14 protein-coding genes are annotated in these 22,298 nt (G+C 60.7%); 10 read left to right on the top strand and 4 right to left on the bottom strand.

Annotated elements, in window-relative coordinates; translation table 11 throughout:
* Window positions 1-50: 50 nt before the first annotated feature.
* The 5 genes from BLT96_RS05835 to istA (BLT96_RS05815) all read left to right on the top strand — a co-directional run bounded on the left by BLT96_RS05835 (window position 51) and on the right by istA (BLT96_RS05815) (window position 10,669).
* Window positions 51-2,942 (top strand): type I restriction-modification system subunit M, encoded by a 2,892-nt coding sequence (locus tag BLT96_RS05835; RefSeq protein ID WP_090862508.1) that lies wholly within the window; start codon window positions 51-53, stop codon window positions 2,940-2,942.
* Entirely contained in the window at window positions 2,939-4,141 is a 1,203-nt protein-coding gene (locus BLT96_RS05830) for a restriction endonuclease subunit S (protein ID WP_090862505.1), read from the top strand. The genes BLT96_RS05835 and BLT96_RS05830 overlap by 4 nt, the downstream gene beginning before the upstream one ends.
* Window positions 4,142-4,152: 11 nt before the next feature.
* Window positions 4,153-7,371, top strand: coding sequence for a type I restriction endonuclease subunit R, EcoR124 family (locus tag BLT96_RS05825; protein WP_090862502.1), 3,219 nt, complete (start codon window positions 4,153-4,155; stop codon window positions 7,369-7,371).
* Between the two features lie 28 nt (window positions 7,372-7,399).
* On the top strand, window positions 7,400-8,671 hold the full coding sequence (locus tag BLT96_RS05820; RefSeq protein ID WP_090862499.1) for a hypothetical protein: 1,272 nt from the start codon (window positions 7,400-7,402) through the stop codon (window positions 8,669-8,671).
* A 504-nt stretch (window positions 8,672-9,175) separates the two neighbouring features.
* Window positions 9,176-10,669, top strand: coding sequence for an IS21 family transposase (gene istA / locus BLT96_RS05815; RefSeq protein ID WP_157692172.1), 1,494 nt, complete (start codon window positions 9,176-9,178; stop codon window positions 10,667-10,669).
* A 69-nt stretch (window positions 10,670-10,738) separates the two neighbouring features.
* Here istA (BLT96_RS05815) and istB (BLT96_RS05810) read toward each other — a convergent pair whose 3' ends face one another.
* Both istB (BLT96_RS05810) and istA (BLT96_RS05805) read right to left on the bottom strand, forming a co-directional pair.
* Window positions 10,739-11,497, bottom strand: a complete 759-nt coding sequence (gene istB / locus BLT96_RS05810; protein WP_090862493.1) for an IS21-like element helper ATPase IstB — start codon at window positions 11,495-11,497, stop codon at window positions 10,739-10,741.
* Complete coding sequence (gene istA / locus BLT96_RS05805) at window positions 11,487-12,950, bottom strand: IS21 family transposase (protein ID WP_090862490.1); 1,464 nt, start codon at window positions 12,948-12,950, stop codon at window positions 11,487-11,489. The genes istB (BLT96_RS05810) and istA (BLT96_RS05805) overlap by 11 nt, the downstream gene beginning before the upstream one ends.
* Window positions 12,951-13,207: 257 nt before the next feature.
* On the opposite strand from istA (BLT96_RS05805), the gene istB (BLT96_RS05800) reads away from it, so the two are divergent.
* From istB (BLT96_RS05800) to BLT96_RS10570, 3 genes are all read left to right on the top strand, one after another.
* Window positions 13,208-13,972: an IS21-like element helper ATPase IstB gene (istB, locus tag BLT96_RS05800; protein ID WP_090862487.1), complete on the top strand. Its 765-nt coding sequence runs from the start codon at window positions 13,208-13,210 to the stop codon at window positions 13,970-13,972.
* 257 nt (window positions 13,973-14,229) lie between these two features.
* Window positions 14,230-15,354, top strand: coding sequence for a DUF262 domain-containing protein (locus BLT96_RS05795; protein ID WP_090862483.1), 1,125 nt, complete (start codon window positions 14,230-14,232; stop codon window positions 15,352-15,354).
* Window positions 15,354-15,902, top strand: a complete 549-nt coding sequence (locus BLT96_RS10570; protein WP_157692171.1) for a HEPN domain-containing protein — start codon at window positions 15,354-15,356, stop codon at window positions 15,900-15,902. The genes BLT96_RS05795 and BLT96_RS10570 overlap by 1 nt, the downstream gene beginning before the upstream one ends.
* 20 nt (window positions 15,903-15,922) lie before the next feature.
* Here the strand turns inward: BLT96_RS10570 and BLT96_RS05790 are convergent, their stop codons facing one another.
* Window positions 15,923-16,579 carry an IS30 family transposase gene (locus tag BLT96_RS05790; RefSeq protein ID WP_090862480.1) on the bottom strand — a complete coding sequence of 219 codons (657 nt, stop codon included), beginning with the start codon at window positions 16,577-16,579 and terminating at the stop codon, window positions 15,923-15,925.
* 68 nt (window positions 16,580-16,647) lie between these two features.
* Window positions 16,648-16,926 carry a helix-turn-helix domain-containing protein gene (locus BLT96_RS05785; RefSeq protein ID WP_157692170.1) on the bottom strand — a complete coding sequence of 93 codons (279 nt, stop codon included), beginning with the start codon at window positions 16,924-16,926 and terminating at the stop codon, window positions 16,648-16,650.
* 368 nt (window positions 16,927-17,294) lie between these two features.
* Between BLT96_RS05785 and BLT96_RS05780 the strand changes: the two genes are divergently transcribed.
* Window positions 17,295-20,375: a CRISPR-associated helicase/endonuclease Cas3 gene (locus tag BLT96_RS05780; RefSeq protein ID WP_090862474.1), complete on the top strand. Its 3,081-nt coding sequence runs from the start codon at window positions 17,295-17,297 to the stop codon at window positions 20,373-20,375.
* A 199-nt stretch (window positions 20,376-20,574) separates the two neighbouring features.
* Complete coding sequence (casA, locus tag BLT96_RS05775; protein WP_157692169.1) at window positions 20,575-22,296, top strand: type I-E CRISPR-associated protein Cse1/CasA; 1,722 nt, start codon at window positions 20,575-20,577, stop codon at window positions 22,294-22,296.
* The last annotated feature ends 2 nt before the right edge of the window (window positions 22,297-22,298 follow it).

The raw sequence follows: 22,298 nt of genomic DNA, 5'->3' as shown, positions 1-22,298 counted from the left end.
TTGGATTAGCGGTACTGAACACCCGTTAACGTGATGAAGGATTTCACTCCATGAACAAGCAACAGCTCGCCCGCCGCATCTGGCGTGCAGCAAACAAGATGCGTTCCAAAATTGAGGCTTCCGAATACAAGGACTACATTCTCGGATTCATTTTCTACCGCTTCCTCAGCGAGCAAGAGGAACGGTTCTGCTTGTCCGAAAAGTGGACTCACGAGGACTTGGAGCAGGATCTCAACGAGGACAATACCGAGGATGCGGAGCACATCCGGAACAACCTCGGTTACTTCATCTCCTATCAGAACCTCTACTCCACCTGGCTTGCTAGCGGTTCCGACTTCAGCGTGGACAACGTGCGGATTGCCCTCTCCGCGTTCAGCAGAAATATCTCTCCCAACTACCGTGATACCTACGAGGGTATCTTTCGGACGTTGGAATCGGGCTTATCGAATCTCGGCTCCACAATCGGGCAACAGACCAAAGCGGTCTCTGACCTCCTTGCGCTCATACAGCCCATTCCCATGGACGACAAGCAAGGCTATGACGTGCTTGGCTACATCTATGAATACCTGATTCGGAACTTTGCCGGTAATGCAGGTAAGAAGGCCGGGGAGTTCTACACCCCGCACGAGGTTGCAAATGTGATGAGTCAAATTATCGCCTACAACTTGAGGGGAAGGGACGAACTCAGCATCTATGACCCTACTTCTGGGTCTGCTTCACTACTCATAACGGTTGGTGCCGCTATCGCACAGGAAAGCGGGAACCCCGAGGGCATCCGCTACTATGCCCAGGAGCTGAAGAGCAATACCTACAACCTGACTCGCATGAACCTTGTCATGCACGGCATCAAACCAGCGAACATCGTAACCCGCAATGCCGACACCTTGGAGGAGGACTGGCCGCTTCGCGCTGATGACAAGCAGGAAGCAGATTCGTTCTACTCAGACGAGCCGTTGCGCGTGGATGCTTGTATGAGCAACCCTCCCTATTCGCAGTCCTGGAACGCTAAGGACCGGGAGGGCGATCCCCGCTTCGATGGGTACGGCATCGCTCCCAAGGGCAAGGCCGACTATGCCTTCCTCCTTCACAACCTGTATCACCTCAAACCCGGCGGCATACTGACCATCGTGCTCCCGCATGGCGTCCTCTTCCGAGGGGATTCCGAGGGGGACATTCGCAGAGCCCTCGTCGATCGGAATGAAATCTCGGCTATCATCGGGCTCCCGCCCGACATCTTCTATGGAACGAGTATTCCCACGATCGTGATGGTCCTCACGAGGCACGACGAAGCCAAGGGCAGCCGCGGGGACGGCAGCGTACTGATCATCGATGCCTCAAAGCACTTCGAAAAGAGCGGCACCAAGAACCGGCTCCGCGCCGCCGACGTCAAGCGCATCGTCGATGCCTACAAGGCGCGCCGGGACATTCCCGGGCTTTGCCGAGTCGTGCCAAAAGACGAGATCGTCCGCAACGACTACAACCTCAATATCCCCCGCTACGTCGACGCGACCGAGCGGCCGGAGCGATGGGACCTCTATGCGACCATGTTCGGTGGCATCCCGACTACCGAACTCGATGACCTGAATAATTACTGGGAGGCCCTACCCGGCCTGCGAGAGTCCGTATTTCTCGATAAAGACGGGTACTGTCAGCTCCGCCAGCAGAACCTTGACCATCTCGTGCGCTCCCACCCAAGCGTCTCGGGCTTCGCCCAGACATACCGGAGTGCCTTCGCAGGCTTTGCTGAAAAGCTGGAGGATTCTCTCGTCAATCATGTGCAGACCGTTGACCTCAGCTCTGAGGAGAATGCCATTGCAGATGACGTATTCGACAGGCTCGGAGAAGTCCCCCTCGTTGACCGCTATTCCCTCTATCAGAAGCTAGACCTCCATTGGAGTGGAAGGGACGATGAGCAGGGCATCGCCGGCGACATCGAGCTCATTCAGAGCGAAGGCCAAGACGCTGTCAGAAAAGTCGACCAGCATCTCGTCCTCAAGAAAGTAAAGAATGACAACGGTGATGATGAGGAACGCGAGGTCGTGGACGCCAAAGAACCTTGGGTGGGCCACATCCTACCTTTCTCGCTCGTGCAGGAAACAAAGTTTCCTGCAGATCTAGCGGCAATCCGCACTTTGAACGAGAAGGCGGCCTCAGCGACGTCGTCCATCGACGAGATCTTCGACTCACTAGACGAGGAGGAGCGCGAGGGCGATTACACGAATGAGGATTGCAGCGACTTCGCATACAAGACCTTGTATGAGAGCATCACCCGACTGGCGGCCGAGGACAACGATGAAATCGACACCCTTATGAAATACCTCGACCTTCTCAAGGAACAGAGTGCCGTCCTGAAGGACATCCCGAAAGGCGACAAACAGAGCAGAAAGGCCGCCAAGGACAAGGCAAAGCGCGAGAAGGTCGACTTCATCTCCAACCATAACGATGTCCGGTGGGACAGCATGAAGGCTACGGGAGGTGTGTACGCCGCCTCGCGTGTCAAGGAGCGCGTTTCCGACCTAATCGAAGGCATGCCAGACGAGGAGGACTCGTTGCTTGGCAAGCTTCGCAGGGTTGCGAGATTGAACGACGAGAGGAAAAAGGCCAACGCAGATGCCAAGCAGGCATCCGCCGAGCTCACAGCAAGGACAAAGGAGGCCATCGAGTCGCTCGGTGATGACGAGGCAAGGAGCCTGCTCTATCTTCACTGGGTGCAGCCAATCATCAACGACATCAATGCTGTGCCTGGCCAGGTGATTGACGGTCTCGTGAAGTCCATCCGCGACCTGGATGCCAAGTATTCCGTCACCCTCTCTGCCCTCGCGGGGGAGAGAGAAGTTGCTGACGAGAGCCTTTGCGACATGATTCCCCGTCTCACCGGTACAGGCAAACAAACTGCTGCCCTTCACGAACTCGAATCAGTCCTGGGAGGTGAGTCCAAATGAGCGGCAACGTGCCATCGATTCGCTTTTCCGGCTTCACTGACCCTTGGGAACAGCGTAAGTTGGGGGAGCTGTATACGGTCAGCGACCAAAAGAACGTCGACGGATCGATAGGGGTGGAGAAAACCATCTCGGTTTCCTCGATGTCTTGGAATCCGGAGGGAAATGGCGCCTCTGCAGATTCACTTCCCGCATATAAGGTTCTCAACTATGGTGATATGGCCTTTGAGGGCAACCGCACAAAGGGACATTCCTACGGGAAACTCGTCATAAACGACATTGGAAAAGGCATTATGTCCTCTCGGTTCCGCACTCTTAGGCCAGTTTCCGAGGTCTGTGTGCCCTTTTGGAAATACTACCTGCAAGACTCAGATGCTTGGAAACCCCTTTTCATACGCTCTACCAAACGTGGCACTTTGATGACAGAGCTGGTTCCTGGCGAGCTCCTTAAGGGCGCAATATATCTTCCGGATATGCCCGAACAAGTAGCCATCGGCAGCCTCTTCACTCACCTCGATTCCCTTATCACCCTTCATCAGCGTGAGTGCGACCGACTCGAGAAAGTCCGCGCCTCCCTCATGCAGAGCATGTTTCCGCAGCCGGGAGAGACGCTTCCCAGCATTCGCTTCGCGGAGTTCACCAAGCCCTGGCATTCCAAACAGCTTGGCAGCCTCGTCACCCCCTTCGACCATCGCATCCCCACCCCCACCGACGGATACGTTCGCCTTGGCGTCCGGAGCTTCGCGAAGGGTACGTTCCTCCAAGACGTGCCCGCTGAACAAGCCATCGGTGAGACCGAGCTTCGTGAAGTGGGTCCGAACAACCTCATCGTGAACATCGTCTTCGCATGGGAACAGGCGATAGCGATCACGAGTGAGGCCGACACCATTGCTCTCGTCTCTCACCGTTTCCCTCAATTTTCCTTCAACGACGGGCAATGCCCAGACTTCTACCGATATGCTCTGCTTGACCCGCGCTTCCGTCACCACCTGTGGCTCGCCTCTCCCAGCGGAGCTGGGCGCAACAAGACGCTCAGGGTGGACGAGATGCTCGAATACTGGATTCTTGTTCCCTCCTTTGAGGAACAGCGAGCCATTGCAGACTTCTTCGCCGCATTCGATAGGTCGCTCGATGCAAGGAGAAGGCTCTGCGAGGCATTGGGACACGTAAAGAATGCCCTGCTTTCGAGCATGTTTGTTTAGGAGCAATACCCATGGCAAAGACCTACGGTGACGAGTTGGAGTTCGAGGACGATCTCGTCAACATCCTGAGGCGTGACAAGGGATGGACGGGCGAACCCCTCCGCTATCCCACGGAAAACGACCTCGTCGAGAACTGGCGACGGATTCTCACGAGTATGAACTCGGACATGGATAGGCTCAATGGGACGGAACTCACAAAGACGGAGATGCAGCAGATTCTCGACCAGGTAAACCGCTGTATGACTCCTGCCGAGGTGAACAGGCTCATCAATGCTGGGTCCATAGCCATCAAACGTGACGACGGGCATGAGGTCTCCCTCAAGATTTACGACCGGAAGCAGATAGCTAACGGCGAATCCTACTACCAGATAGCGGAGCAACCCATCTTCACCACAAGGAGGAACATCCTCCCAGATCGGCGCGGCGATGTCCTTCTGCTCATCAACGGCATGCCCGTCATCCACATAGAGCTCAAGTCATCTGGCGTAGACGTGTCCCAAGCCGTGCACCAGATAGAGAAGTACGCGCACGAGGGCATATTCGACAGCGGTATCTTCTCGATGGTGCAAATCTTCTTGGCCATGAATCCCAGCGAGACCCTCTACTTCGCCAACCCCGGGCGCGATGGGCTCGATGCCGATGGCTACTTCAACACCGACTACATGTTCCACTGGGCGGACTTCAACAACGAGCACCAGAATGACTGGAAGCTCATCGCAGAGAACCTGCTCTCGATTCCCATGGCACACAAGATGGTCGGGTTCTACACCGTGGCAGACGATGGCGACGGCATACTGAAGGTCCTGCGCAGCTACCAGTACCATGCGGTCTCTGCGATAGAACGGCGCACCGTCCACTGCGATTGGATGGCCCCGCACCCGCTGGGTGGCTTCATTGCCCACACCACCGGATCGGGCAAGACCATGACTTCCTTCAAGGCAGCGCAGCTCATCTCGGCGAACAAACAGGCGCACAAGGTCATCTTCCTCGTTGACCGGATAGATCTCGGTACGCAGTCGCTCGGCGAATACCGCGACTTCGCCAACGAGACGGAGACAGTAAACGACACCGAGGACACGGCAACGCTCGTCTCGCTCTTGGAAAGCGACGACGCACGGGATACGCTCATCGTGACCTCTATCCAGAAGCTCTCGCGCGCGGACGCCGATGGCGACGAGCCCCTGGCAAGCCCCGCGCAGCTCGATCGCATCAACAAGAAGCACATCGTCATCATCGTCGACGAATGCCACCGGTCCACTTTCGGGAACATGATGAGTGCCATTAGGCTCACCTTCCCCCACGCTCTACTCTTTGGCTTCACCGGGACCCCGATTTACAAGGAGAACGCCAAGAAGCAGAGCACGACGGCGGACGTATTTGGCAACCAGCTTCACGCCTACCTGATGGCGGACGGCCTGCGCGACGGCAATGTGCTCGGCTTCGATCTCGTGAAGGTGCTCACTTACGACGACTTCGACCTTCGTCGCGCCGTCGCGCTAGAAAAGGCCAAGGCCGCCACCGAAGAGGAGGCCGTCTCCGATAAGCGCAAGGCTAAGATCTACTACCGCTACATGAACGACGTCCCTATGGCGGATACGGTCGATGGAGAGAGCGGAAAGACCGTACACGGCATCGAATGGTATGTGGGCAGAGAGCAGTACGACAGGGATGAGCACCGCGAGGCGGTCGTCAAGGACCTGTTGGACCATTGGGTAACGCTCTCGCGCGGGTCGATGTTCCACGCCATCCTCGCCACCTCCTCGATAGCCGAGGCCATCGAGTACTACCGGCTAATCAAGCGCGAAAAGCCCGGCCTGCGTGCCACGGTCGTCGTTGACCCGAACATAGACAACACGGGCGGCCAAGCATTCAAGGAGGACGGCCTGGCTGAAGTCATCGAGGACTACAACAACCTCTTCGACAAGACCTTCACCATAAGCACGCATGCCGGATTCAAGAAGGACGTGATCAAGCGGCTCGCGCACAAGAAGCCCTACCTCCACATCGATCGCGAACCTCTCAAACAGCTGAACCTCGTGATTGTGGTTGACCAGCTCCTGACAGGCTTCGACTCAAAGTGGGTCAACACCCTCTACCTGGACAAGGTACTGGAATACGAGCGTGTGATCCAGGCATTCTCACGAACGAACCGCGTATTCGGTCCCGAGAAGCCCTTCGGCAACATCCGCTACTACCGCAAGCCTCACACGATGCAGGCAAACATCGACGCCGCAATCAAGATGTACTCCGGAGAGAGACCCTTCGAGCTCTTTGTGCAAAAGCTCGACAAGAACATCGAGGCCATGAACGCTACGTTCCTCTTGATAGACAAGGTCTTCGAGGAAGCCGGAATATCCAACTTTTTGGAAAACCCCAAGGACATGGCCGCACAAAAGGAGTTCGCCAAGCTTTTCCAAATGCTCAACAAGCATCTGGAGGCAGCGCAAGTCCAGGGGTTTCACTGGGACCAGCTCGAGTACTGGTTCGATGCGGAGGGTCAACTCCTCGAAACGCCCTTATACCAAGAGCATACACCCCGGGTGAACGATGCCAGCAGCGCAAAGCTGTGCTTTGACGAGACGACCTACCTTGTGCTTGCGCAACGGTACAAGGAGCTCTTCGAAGGCAATGGATCAGGTGGGGAGGAGGTGCCCTTCGAAATAGATTCGCACCTCACAGCCATCGATACGGGGCACATAGACACCGTGTACATGGAGTCGAAGTTCAAGAAGTGGCTCAAGTCTCTTGACCAGCAAGGCGTTTCTCCCGAGGAGGTAGAGCGGAACCTGAACGAGCTTCACGCAGAGTTCGGGAAGCTCTCCTCAGTTGACCAAGGCTATGCGCAAACGCTAATCCAAGACATCCAGGCGGGCGACGCTGAGCTTCATCCAGGTTGGACACTGCGCGACTATATTAACGAGTACAGGCGTGGCACCGAGGAGGGCAATGTCGCTCGCCTCGTGGAGGCGACTGGAGTTGACGAAAAGTTGCTCAATGAGATGCTTCGGCTGCACCTCACGGAAGGCAACCTCAACGCCCATGGAAGATTTGATGAGCTCAGGGCTTCCTCGGACCTTGATAAGGCGCGGACCTTCTTCGCCAGCATTGCTGGCCATTCTCTCAGGGATCGATATGTCTTCCGACTTCTCGACAATCTGCTCCGTGACTTCTTGATTCAAGGTGGCTTTGATGTGGACGAACACGCTCGGCAGCAGGTCGCAGACGTCTAGCGGCTAGAGTTTCTGGAAGGGATTCTCATTGGAGTTGTTCAACGGTCCTTATCTCAGTGAGTTCTTCAAGGCTCATCTCAAGGCCATGAGAGGGGAGATTGCGGCTCTATCGCCCCAGGAGGTGGACAAGACCGACCGTGACGGCTGGATCGACTACTTCACGTCGAGATACGAGCTTGACCCGCTCGCGCTCTACCCAGATACGCTGGAGATAGATCAGCTTGCAGAGAAGACAGTGAAGCGTCGCAACCCGTGGCCTGGAGCCGCAGCCCTTGGTGAGCCTGAGTACTTTGATGTCCCCGGCGTTCGCGCCAGTTGCAAGGTTTGCTTCTCCGGCAATGTCGAGCTTCTCAAGTACATCCCCTCTTGCAGTACCTTGCGAGATTTTACTGTGACTCGGATGGAGAGACCCGGTCAGAATGGCATTGGCTACCTACACCTCTCGATGGAGAACGAGCTTCGAAACGTTAGCGGGGACTCCATCACGAATTACTTCGAGGACGAAATCCAAGCCTTCGCGAAAGAGATGGAATACTCCGCAAGGGATACGATTCAGTTCAACGCAGGGCTCAGAGCCAACGTGGAGACGGAGGTTGACAAGCGGATTACGTCCATTAATAAGTTCGCGACCCTTCGCCAGTCCCTCAACCTACCTCTCAACCGAATCGAGGGCGCACCCGTGGCGAAGCCAATCCCGCTCGTCAGAAAACGAATCGTATTCAACAAGCCAGTGCCGGATGCAAAAGCTGGTGAAGGACCTGCCTACGCCATCAATGATGCTGATTACAAGCACATCATTGAAATCATTGACGGCTGCTGTTCCACGTGGGAGACATCACCTGCGACATATGCGGTTCACGATGAGGAGGATTTGCGTCAGATGATTCTCGGGCTCCTCAACTCCCACTACGAAAACGCGACGGGCGAGACGTTTCGAAACAGGGGAAAGACCGACATCTACATCCCCTATGAGAACCATGCCGCCTACATTGCCGAATGCAAGGTCTGGCGTGGCAAATCCGCTTTTCTTAAAGCCGTGGAGCAGCTTTTCTCATACACGACCTGGCGAGACACCAAGGTCTCCGTAATCATCTTCAACAAGCATGTGGCTGACTATCAAAAGGTCATTCGAGAGATTGGTAACGCGCTCGACGAGAGGGCTGCACAAGTCGCTCGATCTCCCCAATCAGCACAGTGGAGCTGCCTGATTCAGAACTCAGAGGATGGCAGGCTCATGCATACAACTGTACAGGCATTCAACCTCTACTCGCCTGAGAGCTCAAAACGTAAGAGAACCTAGGGGACACTAAGCGTCCGCTCGAGCGTCGACGACGGGTTGGTCGACGAGCTCAGGGAGGCCAGCACTCTCTTTGAACAGGCCATCGTGCCGGCAGCCGCGCGCATGTGGCAGGCTGTGGCCGTGCGCGAGTTCGGCCTGGAGGCGGTCGCCACGGACGGGCCCGCGAACGAGGGCTAGCCTCCGACAGGGCGCTTTCCCTCCCCGCCGTCGCCAGGTGTTCCTGACGGCGGGGAGGGCGGCCGCGGGAGGGCTTGGCTGCGGCCGTGGCGGGAGGAGATTAGGGCCGCTCGGGACTTCCCCGAGCGGCCCCTTACCGACCGTGAGCGGTGTTTAGCTCTTTGACGTCTGTGTTTGATAGCGTCTTATTTGCGGGTTTGAGCGTCGGAAAGTTTCGGGTCTGAGCACGAAAAAATTACTGGTTCGTGCATGGGCACGCCGACCATCCCGCGATTGGCCCAACATGTCGTTGCTTCGGTTTACGACGTGAGGAGGGCCAGAGGGGAAATGATCGGCGTGGACAAGATAGAGGATATACGCAGGAGGGCGCGGCGTGGCGAGCCGATTGCGGCGATCGCGAGGGCGGTCGGCGTGTCGGAGCCCACTGCGAGGAAGTACGCCAGGATGGACGACCTGTCGCCCGAGCCCCCGAGGAGGAGGAAGCCCGAGAGCGAGGTGCTCGCCCCCTACGAGGGGACGATAGACTCCTGGCTCGACGACGACTGCAGGAACTGGCGTAAGCAGCGCCACACGGCCGTGAGGGTGTATGTGAGGCTTCGGGACGAGCTGGGCTACGACGGCTCCTACTCAACCGTGCAGCGCTACGTCAGGCGCCGCCGCGAGGAGATGGCCAGGGAGCGTGACCGCAGGGACGCCGAGGGCTTCCTTACGCTGAGCTGGCTGCCCGGCGAGGTCCAGGTCGACTTCGGGGAGGCGGACTTCAGGGTGCGTGGCGTCCTCACCAGGGGCAAGTACCTGACCGTCACCTTCCCGCACTCCAACGTGGGGCTCACCCAGGTGTTCTGGGGCGAGACGTCCGAGTGCGTCTGCCAGGGGCTCCGCAACGTCTTCGAGTTCGCGGGCGGCGTGCCGAGGAGGGCCGTCTTCGACAACGCCACCGAGGTCGGCAGGCGCGTCGGGGGCGAGGTCAGGCTCTCGGAGCTCTTCCGGCGCTTCGCGGCGCACTACGGGCTCGACTACACCTTCACCAACCCCTACTCGGGCAACGAGAAGGGCAATGTCGAGAACAAGGTCGGGTGCCACAGGAGGAACCTCTTCGTGCCCGTCCCGTCGTTCCACGACGTCTCCGCGTTCAACCGCAGGCTGCTCGGGGACTGCCTCGACCTCAGCGCGGGCAAGCGCCACTACAGGCTCGGCACGCCCGAGCTCGAGCTGTTCGGGGAGGACAAAGACGCGCTCTCGCCGCTGCCGCCGGCCGCGTTCTCGTGTGTGAGGTGGGAGACCAGGACGTGCAACAAGCAGGGCACCTTCACCGTAGGCGGCCCCCACCGCTACTCGGCCGGGCCCGCCTACGCGCGCCGCCGGGTCGACGTCGCCCTGGGCGCCTTCGACGTCACGGTCTGCGACGCCTCGACCGGGGAGGTGGTCGCCACCTACGAGCGCGAGTGGGGCGAGGCCCCGACCGACAGCTCCGATCCGACCCTGCAGCTCAGGCTGCTGTGCGCGAGGCCCGCGGGTTGGAGGGACTCGAGCGTCAGGGCGTCGCTGCCGGCGGAGCTCGTGTCGTTCCTGGACTCCGAGCGCCCGGCAGACCTCGCCGCCGACCTGAGGGTGCTGCGCGACGAGAGCGCCGAGCGCGGCTGGGCCGCCGCCGTGGAGGGCATGTCGCGCTCGCTCGCGTCGACGGGCGGCCTCGATCGCGCGAGCGTCGCGCTGTCGGCTGCCAGGGCCGCCGCGGGCGACGAGCGCGTCGAGTACTGTGTTATGTCAATAGTTCTTGAGCGAATATCGCATCGGGATTTGAGCGGATTTCTCACTTGACTTGGGCGGGCCCTGCGCAATTCTCGCGGGGCCCGCCCTCCGCCGCTTCGGGCGCGGCCGCCGGACCGCCTACTCCGCGCCGCCCCCGTCCGGGGACATCAGCGCGTGCCTCACGCGGTAGGACTCGCCCCTGAACTGGAGGAGCCTGCCGTGGTGGACGACGCGGTCGATCACGGCCGCGGCCATCTGGTCGTCGCCGAAGACGGACCCCCACCTCGAGAACTCCAGGTTGGTCGTGAAGACGACGGACTGCGTCTCGTAGGCCTGCGAGACCACCTGGAAGAGCAGCCTGGCCCCGTCGACGTCGAGCGGGAGGAACCCGAGCTCGTCGACGACCAGCAGCTCGGCACGGCCGACCTGGGCGAGCTCGCGGTCGAGCCTGCCCTCGTCGCGGGCCCGGCGCAGCCTGCCGACGAGCGAGGAGGCGGTGAAGAAGCGCGCGGGCCGCGCCGACTGGCACGCCAGCACGCAGAGCGCCTCGGCCATGTGGGTCTTGCCCGTGCCGACGTCGCCCATGAGCACGAGGTCCTCGCGGCCGCCCAGGAACGACAGCGAGAGCAGGTCGTCCCTGCCGAAGCCGTCCGGCCAGGACACGCACGACCAGTCGTAGCCCTCGAAGGTCTTGGCCTGCGGCAGGGCGCACCTCCTCAGGAGCTGCGCCCTCTTCGAGGCGTCCCTGCTCGCGCCCTCGGCCTCGAGGTAGCCGAGGAGGTACTCGACCTGCCTGGGCGTGCCCCTCCTGGCCCACTCCGCGAGCACGGACTTCGTGAGCGAGCACCTCTTGCCGGCCTCCACGACCGCGTCCGCCACGCTCGCGCTACTCTGCATCCCGCGCCGCCTCCCCGAGGAAGCCGTCGTAGACGGCGAGGTCGGCCTGCCCCGGCTCGGGGCCGCCCGCGGCCACGCGCCTCGCGAGCGCGTCGCAGGACGCGTCGTCCGGGACCCTGCCGCCCGCGAAGATCCTCGCGGCCGCCTCGCAGGCGGCGCCGAAGCCGGAGTGCTCGGACGCCCTCCCTATCGCCCTGAGGGCCTTCCTCCTCCCGGCCTTGTCGCAGCGGTCGAGCTCTCCCACGAGCGCCCCGGGCATGTCGCGCCTGATGGTCGACTCCCCGAAGGCCCTCGGCCTCGCCACCAGCGCCGGGATCAGCGACGCCGGGTTCCTCACGGTCTCGCCCTCACCGAAGCTGCGCGCGAGCGTGGCGACGCGCCTGCCCCGGTCGGCGAGGACCTCGACCGACCTGGCGCGCACGCCCACCACGAGCTCGCGGTCGTGCCAGGCGGGCCCGACGCAGTAGAGGTTGCCGTCCACGCGCACGTAGCCGCGCTTGTCGGCGCGCGCGTGCGTCCACCTGACCGCGTCGAAGGGCGCGCCCGGCAGGGCCAGCATCCCGGCGAGGTCCTCGCGGAGCGCCTCCGGCGTGGGCGCCCCGGCCCTGTTCCTCGCGCCGGCGTTGATCCGCTCGCAGCCGGCCCTGAGCCCCTCGTTGAGCTCGTCGACCGAGGCGGCCTCGGGCACGGGGACGAGCAGGTTCCGGCGGAGGAACCCCACGGCGTTCTCGACGGAGCCCTTCTCGTTGCCGGAGTGCGGGTTGCAGAAGCGGACCTCGCAGCGGTAGTGGGCCCTGAAGTGCGAGAACAGCTCGGACTCGGTGACGATGCCGCGGAGCATGCGCCCGGCCTCCGTGGCGTTGTCGAGCACGAGGACGCGCGGGGCCCGCCCGGCCCACTCGAAGACGAGGCGCAGGCCCCAGCAGAGGCACTCGGACCTCTCGAGCTCCATTGCCACGCAGAAGCGGGCGTTCGAGTGGGGCAGCGTCACGACGAGGAGCCTGAGGGTGCGCGGGACGCCCGCGACGACCGCGCGGAACGACCCGTAGTCGACCTGCGCGGTGCCGGGCTCCCAGGCGAGCTCGAGGTAGCCCTCGCGCGGGGAGCGCGAGTGCCCGCGCCTCCACTCGCCCACGTATCGGCACACGGTCGAGTAGGAGCCCGCGTAGCCGCGCTCCTCCACCAGCCTGTCGTAGATCCTCTTCGCCGTGTGGCGCTGCTTCCTGGGCGCGCCGAGGTCGGCCTCCAGGACGGAGTCCACCCACGCGGCGTCGGCGTCGATCGCGGGGTGCGGCCTCGCGCTCACGGGCGCGGCCGGCGACATGTCCTCCATGTCCGCGTACTTGCGGACGGTGTTGCGGCTCACATGGAGCTCGCGCGCTATCTGCGACCTGGACGCACCACCGGCGTCCAGTTCCCTGATAGCCTGTCTTGTGTCAAGGGGCACGGTCATCCTTCCTTCCTCTCCGGGCGGGCCTCGTCCGACTCATCATCAATCCCGCCCGGAGGAAACATAGCGGGGGCCGTGCCCCTTGCGCGGCCCGGGCACGGCCCCCATGCGAATACTGCTCAATTCCCGATGCGTACGGTGGTCAGGTCCCCGTGCGACATCCGCGCAGTTCCTATTGAAAATCAACATCGAGTACGACGAGGAGGTCGACCTGGGCGTCTACGACGGGGCGCTGAGGCTGCTCGAGGGAGGCGACCGCCATGCCGCAGACGAGCTCGGAGCGTGAGGCCGCGCAGGCGGCCTTCCGCGACGCCGCCAGGGCGCTCTTCATATCCGGCGACACCATCGCCGCCTTCCTCGGCTCCGCGACGCCCGGCCAGGTCGCGGCATGCACGTCGATGCTCGAGTCGGAGATCGCCCACCGCGACAGGGCGAAGCGGGCGCGCCTGCTCAGGCAGGCGAGGTTCCCCGTGCCGAAGTCGATCGAGGGGTTCGACTGGTCGAATGTGGCGTTCCCCGACGACTGGGGTCGCGAGGACATGTGCTCCCTGGCGTTCGTGCGCGACGCGGAGGACCTCGTGTTCTACGGGCAGACGGGGCGCGGGAAGACCCACATGGCCACCGCGCTCGGGATCGCCGCGACGTCCGCGGGCTACCCCGCGGGGTTCTGGCAGACGGCCCAGCTGGTGCCGCGGCTGGGCAAGGCCAAGCGCGAGGGGACGCTCGACAGGCTGCTCGCCGACGTGGCCAAGGCGAGGCTCCTGGTCCTGGACGAATTCGGCTACGCGCCCTTCGACGTGGACGGGGCGAGGCTGCCCTGCCAGGTGATATCCGAGAGCTACGAGAGGAGGAGCGTCATATCCGCCGCCAACGTCGAGTCCGGCAGGTGGGGCACCGTCTTCGCGGACGACAAGCTCGCAGCGGCGATCGTCGACCGCGTCGCGCACCACGGCAGGCTCGTGGAGTTCGGGGGCCCGAGCCACAGGCTGGAGGAGAGCCTGATGCTCGGGAAGTCGGGAAGGTAGGGAGGCGCCGGCGGGCCCGTGACGAAACCCGAAAAACTTTCGTGCACGGACCCGAAAGAAATCCATGCTCAAAACCGAAAGCCAGGCTTGACTAAACACATCCGAGACAGCATGCTCTGTCCGTACGCTGGTCGGCTATTCAAAAGGTTAGAATGATGGAGGGGCAAACGTATGGCTCGTAGCTCAGATTTCAGAGCCGCATCCGCATTGAGCGGCCTTCTGCGATTCGCTACTTAATACAAGGCTGGAGGAGCCGAATGACCAACATTGATTACGAAGGCGACGAGACGTATCTTACTCCCGAAGAAAAAGAAGAACTTGAAGAACCGCAGCCGGCGGCCGCACCCATTACGTTTCGGAGCCAAGATTTTGATGTCAAAGGGCTTGTGGGCCGACTGGAGAATAAAGATATTCTGGTTCCTCGCATACGAATGACATCTGCAGAGCAGGGCGTCTGTGATCTCAACTCCTTTCAAAGGGGATTTGTTTGGAATAAAAAGCAAATGGATCTTTTCGTTGAATCTCTTCTACTCGAATATCCAATTCCGGGTTTATTTCTTGTACAGCAGGCAGACAGGCGTCTTCTTGTCCTCGATGGCCAGCAGCGCCTTGAGACGCTTAGGCGTTTCTATTCCGGTTTTAATGGTGATAAAAAATACCGGCTTAGACTAGCTGGATCGAAATTCGATGGCCTTTCATATGATGAACTACCGGAGCAATATCGCCGAATAATAGATAACACATATATTACCACCACTGTAATCGTGCTGGACAACAGGCCTGAATCAAAAAATGCTGTATACGATGTATTCAAGCGTTTGAATTCTGGAGGTACGCAACTTACGCCACATGAAATTCGCATGGCACTATACAATGGCGAGCTGATGAATCTTGTGGACTGCTCAAATATTAGGCCATCCTGGCGCAAGCTGTATGGATCCGTGCAGTTGAATAAACGGTTCAGAGACCATGAGTTGGTATTACGAATCATCGCACTATATCTAGAGGAACAGTCCTACACGAAACCCCTTGGGGGGTTCCTCAACAGCTTTGCCGATAAATACCGTGATGCCTCTCAGTCTGAATTAACAACAGCCTTGGGTCTGTTTGATAAAACAGCGGATATTATCGCTGCAAGCGATGTGTCACACCCTTTCTTTATGACTGATCGCAAGCAGTTAAATACCGCGCGGGCAGAATCAATAATGATTGGCTGCATGCATGCACTGCATGATGGAAATGGGCTTAATGCTAGTTCTATACGCCAACTATTAGATAGGCTTAACCGTAATAAAGAGTATGTTGATTCGGTCACCAGCGCTACCTCGGATGAAGCTCAGGTACATAAAAGAATTTCATTAGTTTGCAAGGCATTAAGCTAATGACAGAAGTACAAGAATGGCCACCCTATGAAGTCCGGCAATCGATGCAGCGTCTCGATGATCTGGAGTGTCTTGTACAATCATTGCTGGAGCAGCGGGAGAGTTGCAACGATGATGTTGTCTCAAATCTTGCAAAGCTTCTCGTCATTCGCTGCTCAGGACATCTGGAGGTTACTTCCAGCTCATGCATACTATGCTTTATTGAGCGTCATTCTGAATCTGTTGTTTCCGACTATGCCCGTAGTCAGTACAAGAAATGGCAGAATCCAAACCCCGATAATCTAAAGAGAATCCTGTCATCGATTTCAAATGTAGCAAGTGGAGCTTTTTTAAGTTATATGGCAAACGGAAAGGATACAATTGATCTATCAGCAGAAATAGGTTCAATGGTTAAGGAACGCGGAAGAATAGCCCATGGAGATAATGACAATGTAACGCCAAGAAGAGCGCTTCAGTTTTACAGGGCTACCTTACAAGTGTCCGACTGGTTCATTGATTACTTCAAGCCTTCAGGCGATGCAGACAATAGTCTTTGCAAAGAGTATTAATGAGCGATTCGCTGTCTTCGCTAGCAGTTTCCGTTGTGAATCCTCACAGCAAGTGCAACGATCGGCGAGAGTAAACTTCGCAGGGGCACCTCCACGCCAGGCGCTTGCGGGGTCTGTGGTTGAGGGAATCGTACGCCTCCCGGACCTCCTCGTCGGTGACGTCGTCGAGGCTCCTCTCCCTTCGGGAACCAGTCCCTCAGGAGCCCGTTGGTGTTCTCGTTGGTGCCCCTCTGCCACGGCTGGTGGGAGTCGCAGAGGCAGACGGGCGCGCCCGGGCCCTCCTGCAGGCTCGTGGCGCACGCGAACTCGCTTCCGCGGTCGACCGTGATGGAGCGCACCACCATCCCGGCGAGGGAGCCCATGGTGGCCCCTCCCACCTCGGCGCTCGTCTTGTGGGCCGCCTTGCCGCCCATGAGGTAGCCGGACCTCCTGTCGACCTGCGTCACCAGGCACGCCCCGCCCTCGCAGCCGGCGACGGTGTCCCCCTCCCAGTCCCCGATGCGGGACCTGCGCGCCACGACGGGCGGGCGCTCGAACATCTCGTGCGTGACGTGCGCCCCGTACGCGCCCTTGGGCTTGCCCGACGCGTGGCGCCTCCTGCCGTGGTGCCTGAGGAAGCGCCGCGCCGGCCGCCCGGCATCTCCCGGTCGAGGTCGCCCCTGGCGATCGCGCGGCATGTCGTCGTGTCGCTCACCGAGCGCACGGGGTCCTCCCTGGCGAGCCTGCCGGCGACCTGCTCGGGGGATCACTTCTCGTCGCGCACGAGGCGCGCCACGAGCGCCCTGGTCCCGGGGTCGTCCAGCAGGTGCGGCCTGCGGCACCTCGCCCTCTTCTGCGCCGTCGAGGCCCGGTAGGAGGGCCTGTCCGTCCTGGGGTTCGCCCAGCCGTTGCGGCGCATCTCCCTCGACACCGTCGACTTGTCCCTGCCGATCTCGCGCGCGATCTGGCTGACGCCCTCCCCGTCGCGCCAGAGCAGCATGATATCCTCGCGCTCGGTGATGCCAAGATGGCCGTAGCGGTCCATCGCCACCTCCTCGTGACTGTTCGCAAGCACCATGTTGGGACGGCGATGGGCCGCCTACCTTGCGATATTCCGTTGCACTCGGAGTGTGGATTCACACCAGGCAATAGGCGTTGCCGATGCATCGGGACCAATGGCTTCGGCCTTGGTCCCGATGCTTTTACAGGTCCAACGATCCCTGCGCCGAGCTTTCTGTACTGCTGGTCATAACGACGCATGTCGAGAAGATCGAAGGCCGAAGTTGCCGCCGCCACCAGACGCGGAGAAGTTCTTCTCGTCCCGAATTAATGTCCACTCGATGTGTCACAGTCTAGGGGGACAGTTGGCAATGGCGTGTGCGCCGACTTTGCGGGCGCAAAAGGGACGAGACCATGACGGGTTCCGATGGGTTTGGAAACTTGTCCGCGGCGGCGAGGTCGCTGTGGGGCAAGTCGGATTACGGTGAGGGTGAGTGCTGGCTCCCGCTGTACGTGCACCTGGCTGACGCCGCTGGGGTGGCTGGCAGACTGTGGGATTGCTGGCTTCCTGAGGCGACGAGGGAGGTTGTCGCTCGGGCGGTCGGCGGTGAGGATGGCGGGGACGAAGCATTGGCCAGGTCCCTTCTGGTGTTCCTCGCGGGCGCGCACGACGTTGGGAAGGCGACGCCGGTGTTCCAGGCGAAGGGCGTGCCGTTTGGCTGGAGCGATAACCGTGGCATAGCCTGGAAGCCCGAACGTGCGGGGTTCGTGCTGAATCGTGACCTGGTGGGGAAGCGGGACCCTACGCATCCAATTGCCGGAGAGCTGATTCTGGAGAAGTACCTTGCCCGGCACGTCGCCCCGGATTGCGGAGCATCTGGGGTGCGATCGCTTTCCAGCATCGTTGGCGCCCACCATGGGAACTTTCCCGCGCGGACGCGCTTGCGTGACGGCAGTCATGACCTGCTCGCGCTGGGGTGGGGCGGAGAAGGTCACGAGGCCTGGGAGGAAGCCCAGGACGAGCTCGTGGGCTATGCCGCGTGGCTTGCGAAGATTGACGACGAGCGGCTTGGCCGCCTTGTGCGGCTAAGGCTTGACGTTGCGGTGGAGAGCCTGCTTACGGGTATGGTGATCATCAGCGACTGGCTGGCGAGCGATAGCGACCTGTTTGAGCTGCTCGACGTCTGCGACGTGGACGACGGCATGGACGTTGCGACGCTGCGCCGCAGGCTGGAGCGCGCCTGGGCCATGGCGCATATTCCTGCGCCATGGTCGGAGCAGAGGCCCTGTGTGGAGCCGTTTGGGGAGTTCTTCTGCCATAGGTTTGGCCTGCCTGCCGGCATTGAGCCGAGGCCCATACAAAGGGCTGCCGAGCAGGTTGCATGGGATGCGAAGGACCCCGGTCTGCTGGTGATCGAGGCGCCTATGGGCGAGGGCAAGACGGAGGCCGCGTTGGTTGCCGCGGAGCTCTTGGCGTACCGCCGGGGACTGGGCGGCGTCTGCGTGGCGCTGCCCACAATGGCGACGACGGACGCGATGTTCGCGCGCGTGCGCAAGTGGCTCGACAGGCTTCCGCGCGACGGGAGCCTCGAGGAGAAGGACATCTATCTTGCGCACGGCAAGGCGGGCCTGAACGAGGAGTTCCAGGGACTCGTGAGGGAGTCCCGGCGGCATAGGAGCCTTGTGGGAAATGCTCGCGAGGGTGATGCGCGCGAGTTCGAGTCTGAGGGTGCGACGGTCTCCGCGTGGATGTACGGCCGGAAGAAGGGCATGCTGTCGAACTTTGTTGTGTGTACCGTCGACCAGGTGCTGATGGGCGCGCTCCACATGAGGCACCTCTCGCTAAGGCAGCTTGCGCTGGCCAACAAGGCTGTGGTGGTTGACGAGTGTCACGCGTACGACCTGTACATGAGGCAGTATCTGGATGTGATCCTGCAGTGGCTTGGCTATTGGCGGGTCCCGACGGTGCTGCTTTCTGCGACGCTTCCGGACGGGCAGCGCGAGCGCATGGTGGAGGCATACCTGTCGGGAAGAAGGCTGTCCGAGAAGGCGTCGGCGCCTGGTGGAGGAGAGCAACGTCATGCGACGAAGACCCCCGCCTACCTGAGGAAGAAGCAGGGCGTGGCGGCATCAGCTGGAGCGGCGGCGCCGGCCAAGGCAAGTGTTCCGCACGTTGGGTATCCCCAGATCACCTATACGGACGGCACCAAAGCCCTGTGCGTGGGTGCGGAGGCATCCAGCCGAAGCGTGCCCGTGTCGCTGAAGTTGATTGACGACTCCGTTGACACCTTGGTCGAGTTGCTGCGGGATAGGCTGCGCGACGGCGGATGCGCGGGAGTGATTTGCGACACCGTGGGGCGTGCTCAGGAGGCGGAGCGTGCCCTTGCCGAGGTATTTGGCGAAGACGTTGTGACGCTGGACCACTCGAGGTTTATCGACCTTGACCGAATGAGTACGGAGGAGGTGCTGCGCAGCGAGCTTGGTCCCGCCGCGAGTGTTGGGAATGGGCGGCGCCCGCATACGCGCATTGTTGTGGGCACTCAGGTTTTGGAGCAGTCCCTGGACATCGACTTTGACCTGCTTGTGACGGACGTTGCCCCCATCGACCTGCTGCTGCAGCGGCTTGGCAGGACCCATCGGCACAAGAGGGGAGAGGACGAGTGCGAGAGGCCCAAGATGCTGCGCGAGGCGTGCTGCTACGTTCGTGGCATCGACGCGATCGATGGCGGAAGGCCGACATTTGCCAAGGGCGTGACGAACGTGTACGACGTGGCGACTCTCATGGAGAGCCTCTCCGTGCTGGGGATGACGACCGAGTGTTCCGGGGCGGACATTCTGCTTCCGCGCGACATTCCCCATCTGGTTCGGGAAGCCTACTCCGACCAGGTCGAGCGGATCGTACCAGAGCGCTGGGGAGAGGCCTATCTAACGGCACAGCGCGACCGGAAGGCGAGAAACGACGCAAAGGTGCAACGTGCTCGGACGTGCCTGCTGCAGGACCTTGCGTATGCGAAGAAGAACGACTGGACCCTCGTGAACCTTGCGGACAAGATGTCGGTTGGCGAGGATCCACGCGATAGCGACCGCGGCAACAGGGCCGTTCGAGACACGCAGGAAACCATCGAGGTGCTCTTGGTGAGGAAGCTGCAGGATGGCGAGATCGCCCTTCTCCCCTGGGTGGGGAATGGGTCCGTTGCCGCAGGGTCCGTGCTGCCGACGGAATGCGAGCCCTCGCGCGAGGAGTCTCTGCTGCTTGCCGAGTGTGCCGTCAGGCTCCCGATATCAATCTGCCCAACAGACAAACTGGACGGTTGCATCGAGGAGCTTGAGCGTGGGTGCGTGAACTACGTGAGATGCTGGCAGGAGTCGCCGTGGCTGGCTGGGAGGTTGCTGCTGCCCATGGAGGAGTCGGAGCCCGGCGTGTATGAGTGCGAGCTTCTTGGCAAACGGCTGAGGTATACCCGTCGCGGAGGATTGGCTACCGTTCAGGAATAAATTACTTCAAGATAATAGTTGAGATATAAGATGGCACCAGAACCTGATTGGTCCCCAGCGAGTTTAGGAGGGGGTGTATTGGCAATTGATTTTGGGGCGACCCAGGTCTGGGGATGACCCGTATTAGCTTGACGGGTTGATTTGATCCCCGCATCTGCGGGGCTGAAAGCTGGACGTCAATCTAATGGAAGGAGGATGCATGCAGAATCTGCAGAGGGAGGCGCACTTCAACCTTGTTGACGAGCCTTGGATACCGGTTGCCTACATCGACGGGAAGCTCGGTGCCGTCTCGCTGGAGGAGGCGCTGCGTGATGCAGGGCGGATACGAGAGATTGAAGGCGACCAGGCTCAGCAAGTGCTGCCCATTATTCGCCTCCTGCTGGCGGTGCTCTATCGCTCGCAACCCTTATCAGATGGCGACGATGAGTCGGCCTTGATGAAGGAGTGGGCCGCAATCTGGAAGAGGGGGCACTTCGACCTGGAGGCAATCCACGGGTACCTCGACACGTTTCGCGACCGCTTTGACATCTTTGATGCGCACCACCCGTTCTACCAGGTACCTGGACTCGAGTACGCCGGAAGGGAGCCAGATGGCATCGGCGAGCTGGTGGCTGACGTACCAAAGGAAGAGAAGTTTCTTTTCTCCATGAGGGACAGGAATAGGCTCCAGAGCCTGAGCTTTGCCGAAGCCGCAAGGTGCCTTGTCTTCCAGCAGTCTTACGCGACCGCCGGCATCAAGACTCCCGTGAAGGGATACTCCGGCGCCAAGGCCGGCAAGGCATATGCGCCTAAGGGTGCCGTGGGTACGGGCATGCTCGGCGCGGAAGGTGGCATCTACCTTGAGGGTAAGAGCCTCTTCGAGACCCTGATGCTCAACTGGGTGCTGTTTGACGACCGCAGGAGCGGCGTCCCCATAGTTGGCTGCGAGGAGGACGTTCCGCCATGGGAGAAGGACGAGACGACCCCCGACCACAGGGACCCACTTCCTGGGGAGCCGTACGGCCCCGTGCAGTCGTACACGTGGCAGAGCCGTCGCATGCGGCTGGTTCCCAACGAAGAGGGAACGGTAGTCATCGGCGTCGTGAGCTGCTACGGCGACATCCCCCGCGTGATCGATGCCAGCGGGTCGGAGCCGATGACGGCGTGGAGGGAGAGCCAGACGCAGCAGAAGAAGCTGGGACTTCCTTACGTACCGCTCATGCCGCAGGCGCACGACCCTTCCAGGCAGGCATGGCGCGGTCTCGCATCCATAGTCTCCTTCAGTGGGAGGGACCCGCGTCCTGGCGTCGTAAGGTGGTTCGAGAGGCTGTGCGACGAACACGTCATCTCGCAGGACGCGATGCCTACCGTCGCGATTCACACGCAGGGCATGGAGTACGGAACGCAGAGCAGCGTGTTCTCGGATGGCATTGACGACAGGTTCGACCTGAGCGTTTCTCTTCTTGATCACGACTCCAATGAGTGCACCCAGGCTCTGAAGGTCATCGAGAAGACCGACGAGGCCGTGTCGAAACTTGTCAACTGCGTGTCGAACATTCAGCGCGCGGCGGGGGACAAGTCCTCGAAGGCTGTGGCGATGTCGGAGCGGACGCGCGTAAGGGAACTGGCGTATTCGGAGCTCGATGGCATGTGCAGGGCTCGCTTGGCGGGATTCCCCTCTGGCACCGACCCTGTTGGCAAGTACTGCAAGGCGTGGAAGGACGATGTGCATCGGAAGATTCGCGCGGCAGCCAGCGAGTACGTGGAGAGCAGCGATAGGTCGTACTTTGACGAGCACGACTCCATGACGGTCGGAAGGGCCCTGGCCATTCTGTCCGCAGAGCTGAACAAGGTGCTTGGGGTGATTGGGCCTGGCCCCGCCGAGGAAGGCAAGGGCAAGGTTGGACCGCACGAGGATGCGGCCGAGTCTGAGAGGATGTGAGA

Source organism: Parafannyhessea umbonata, from assembly GCF_900105025.1.
GTDB lineage: Bacteria > Actinomycetota > Coriobacteriia > Coriobacteriales > Atopobiaceae > Parafannyhessea > Parafannyhessea umbonata.
Note: the sequence above shows the minus strand (reverse complement) of the source record. Positions and strands in the feature narration are given on the sequence as shown.

Coding starts and splice junctions, on each gene's coding strand:
- istA (WP_090862490.1), bottom strand. CDS start 12,950: ATGACCGTGCCCCTTGACACAAGACAGGCTATCAGGGAACTGGACGCC.
- BLT96_RS05825 (WP_090862502.1), top strand. CDS start 4,153: ATGGCAAAGACCTACGGTGACGAGTTGGAGTTCGAGGACGATCTCGTC.
- BLT96_RS10570 (WP_157692171.1), top strand. CDS start 15,354: ATGACAGAAGTACAAGAATGGCCACCCTATGAAGTCCGGCAATCGATG.
- BLT96_RS05780 (WP_090862474.1), top strand. CDS start 17,295: ATGACGGGTTCCGATGGGTTTGGAAACTTGTCCGCGGCGGCGAGGTCG.
- BLT96_RS05830 (WP_090862505.1), top strand. CDS start 2,939: ATGAGCGGCAACGTGCCATCGATTCGCTTTTCCGGCTTCACTGACCCT.
- istB (WP_090862487.1), top strand. CDS start 13,208: ATGCCGCAGACGAGCTCGGAGCGTGAGGCCGCGCAGGCGGCCTTCCGC.
- casA (WP_157692169.1), top strand. CDS start 20,575: ATGCAGAATCTGCAGAGGGAGGCGCACTTCAACCTTGTTGACGAGCCT.
- BLT96_RS05835 (WP_090862508.1), top strand. CDS start 51: ATGAACAAGCAACAGCTCGCCCGCCGCATCTGGCGTGCAGCAAACAAG.
- istA (WP_157692172.1), top strand. CDS start 9,176: ATGATCGGCGTGGACAAGATAGAGGATATACGCAGGAGGGCGCGGCGT.
- BLT96_RS05795 (WP_090862483.1), top strand. CDS start 14,230: ATGACCAACATTGATTACGAAGGCGACGAGACGTATCTTACTCCCGAA.
- istB (WP_090862493.1), bottom strand. CDS start 11,497: ATGCAGAGTAGCGCGAGCGTGGCGGACGCGGTCGTGGAGGCCGGCAAG.
- BLT96_RS05785 (WP_157692170.1), bottom strand. CDS start 16,926: ATGGACCGCTACGGCCATCTTGGCATCACCGAGCGCGAGGATATCATG.
- BLT96_RS05790 (WP_090862480.1), bottom strand. CDS start 16,579: ATGCCGCGCGATCGCCAGGGGCGACCTCGACCGGGAGATGCCGGGCGG.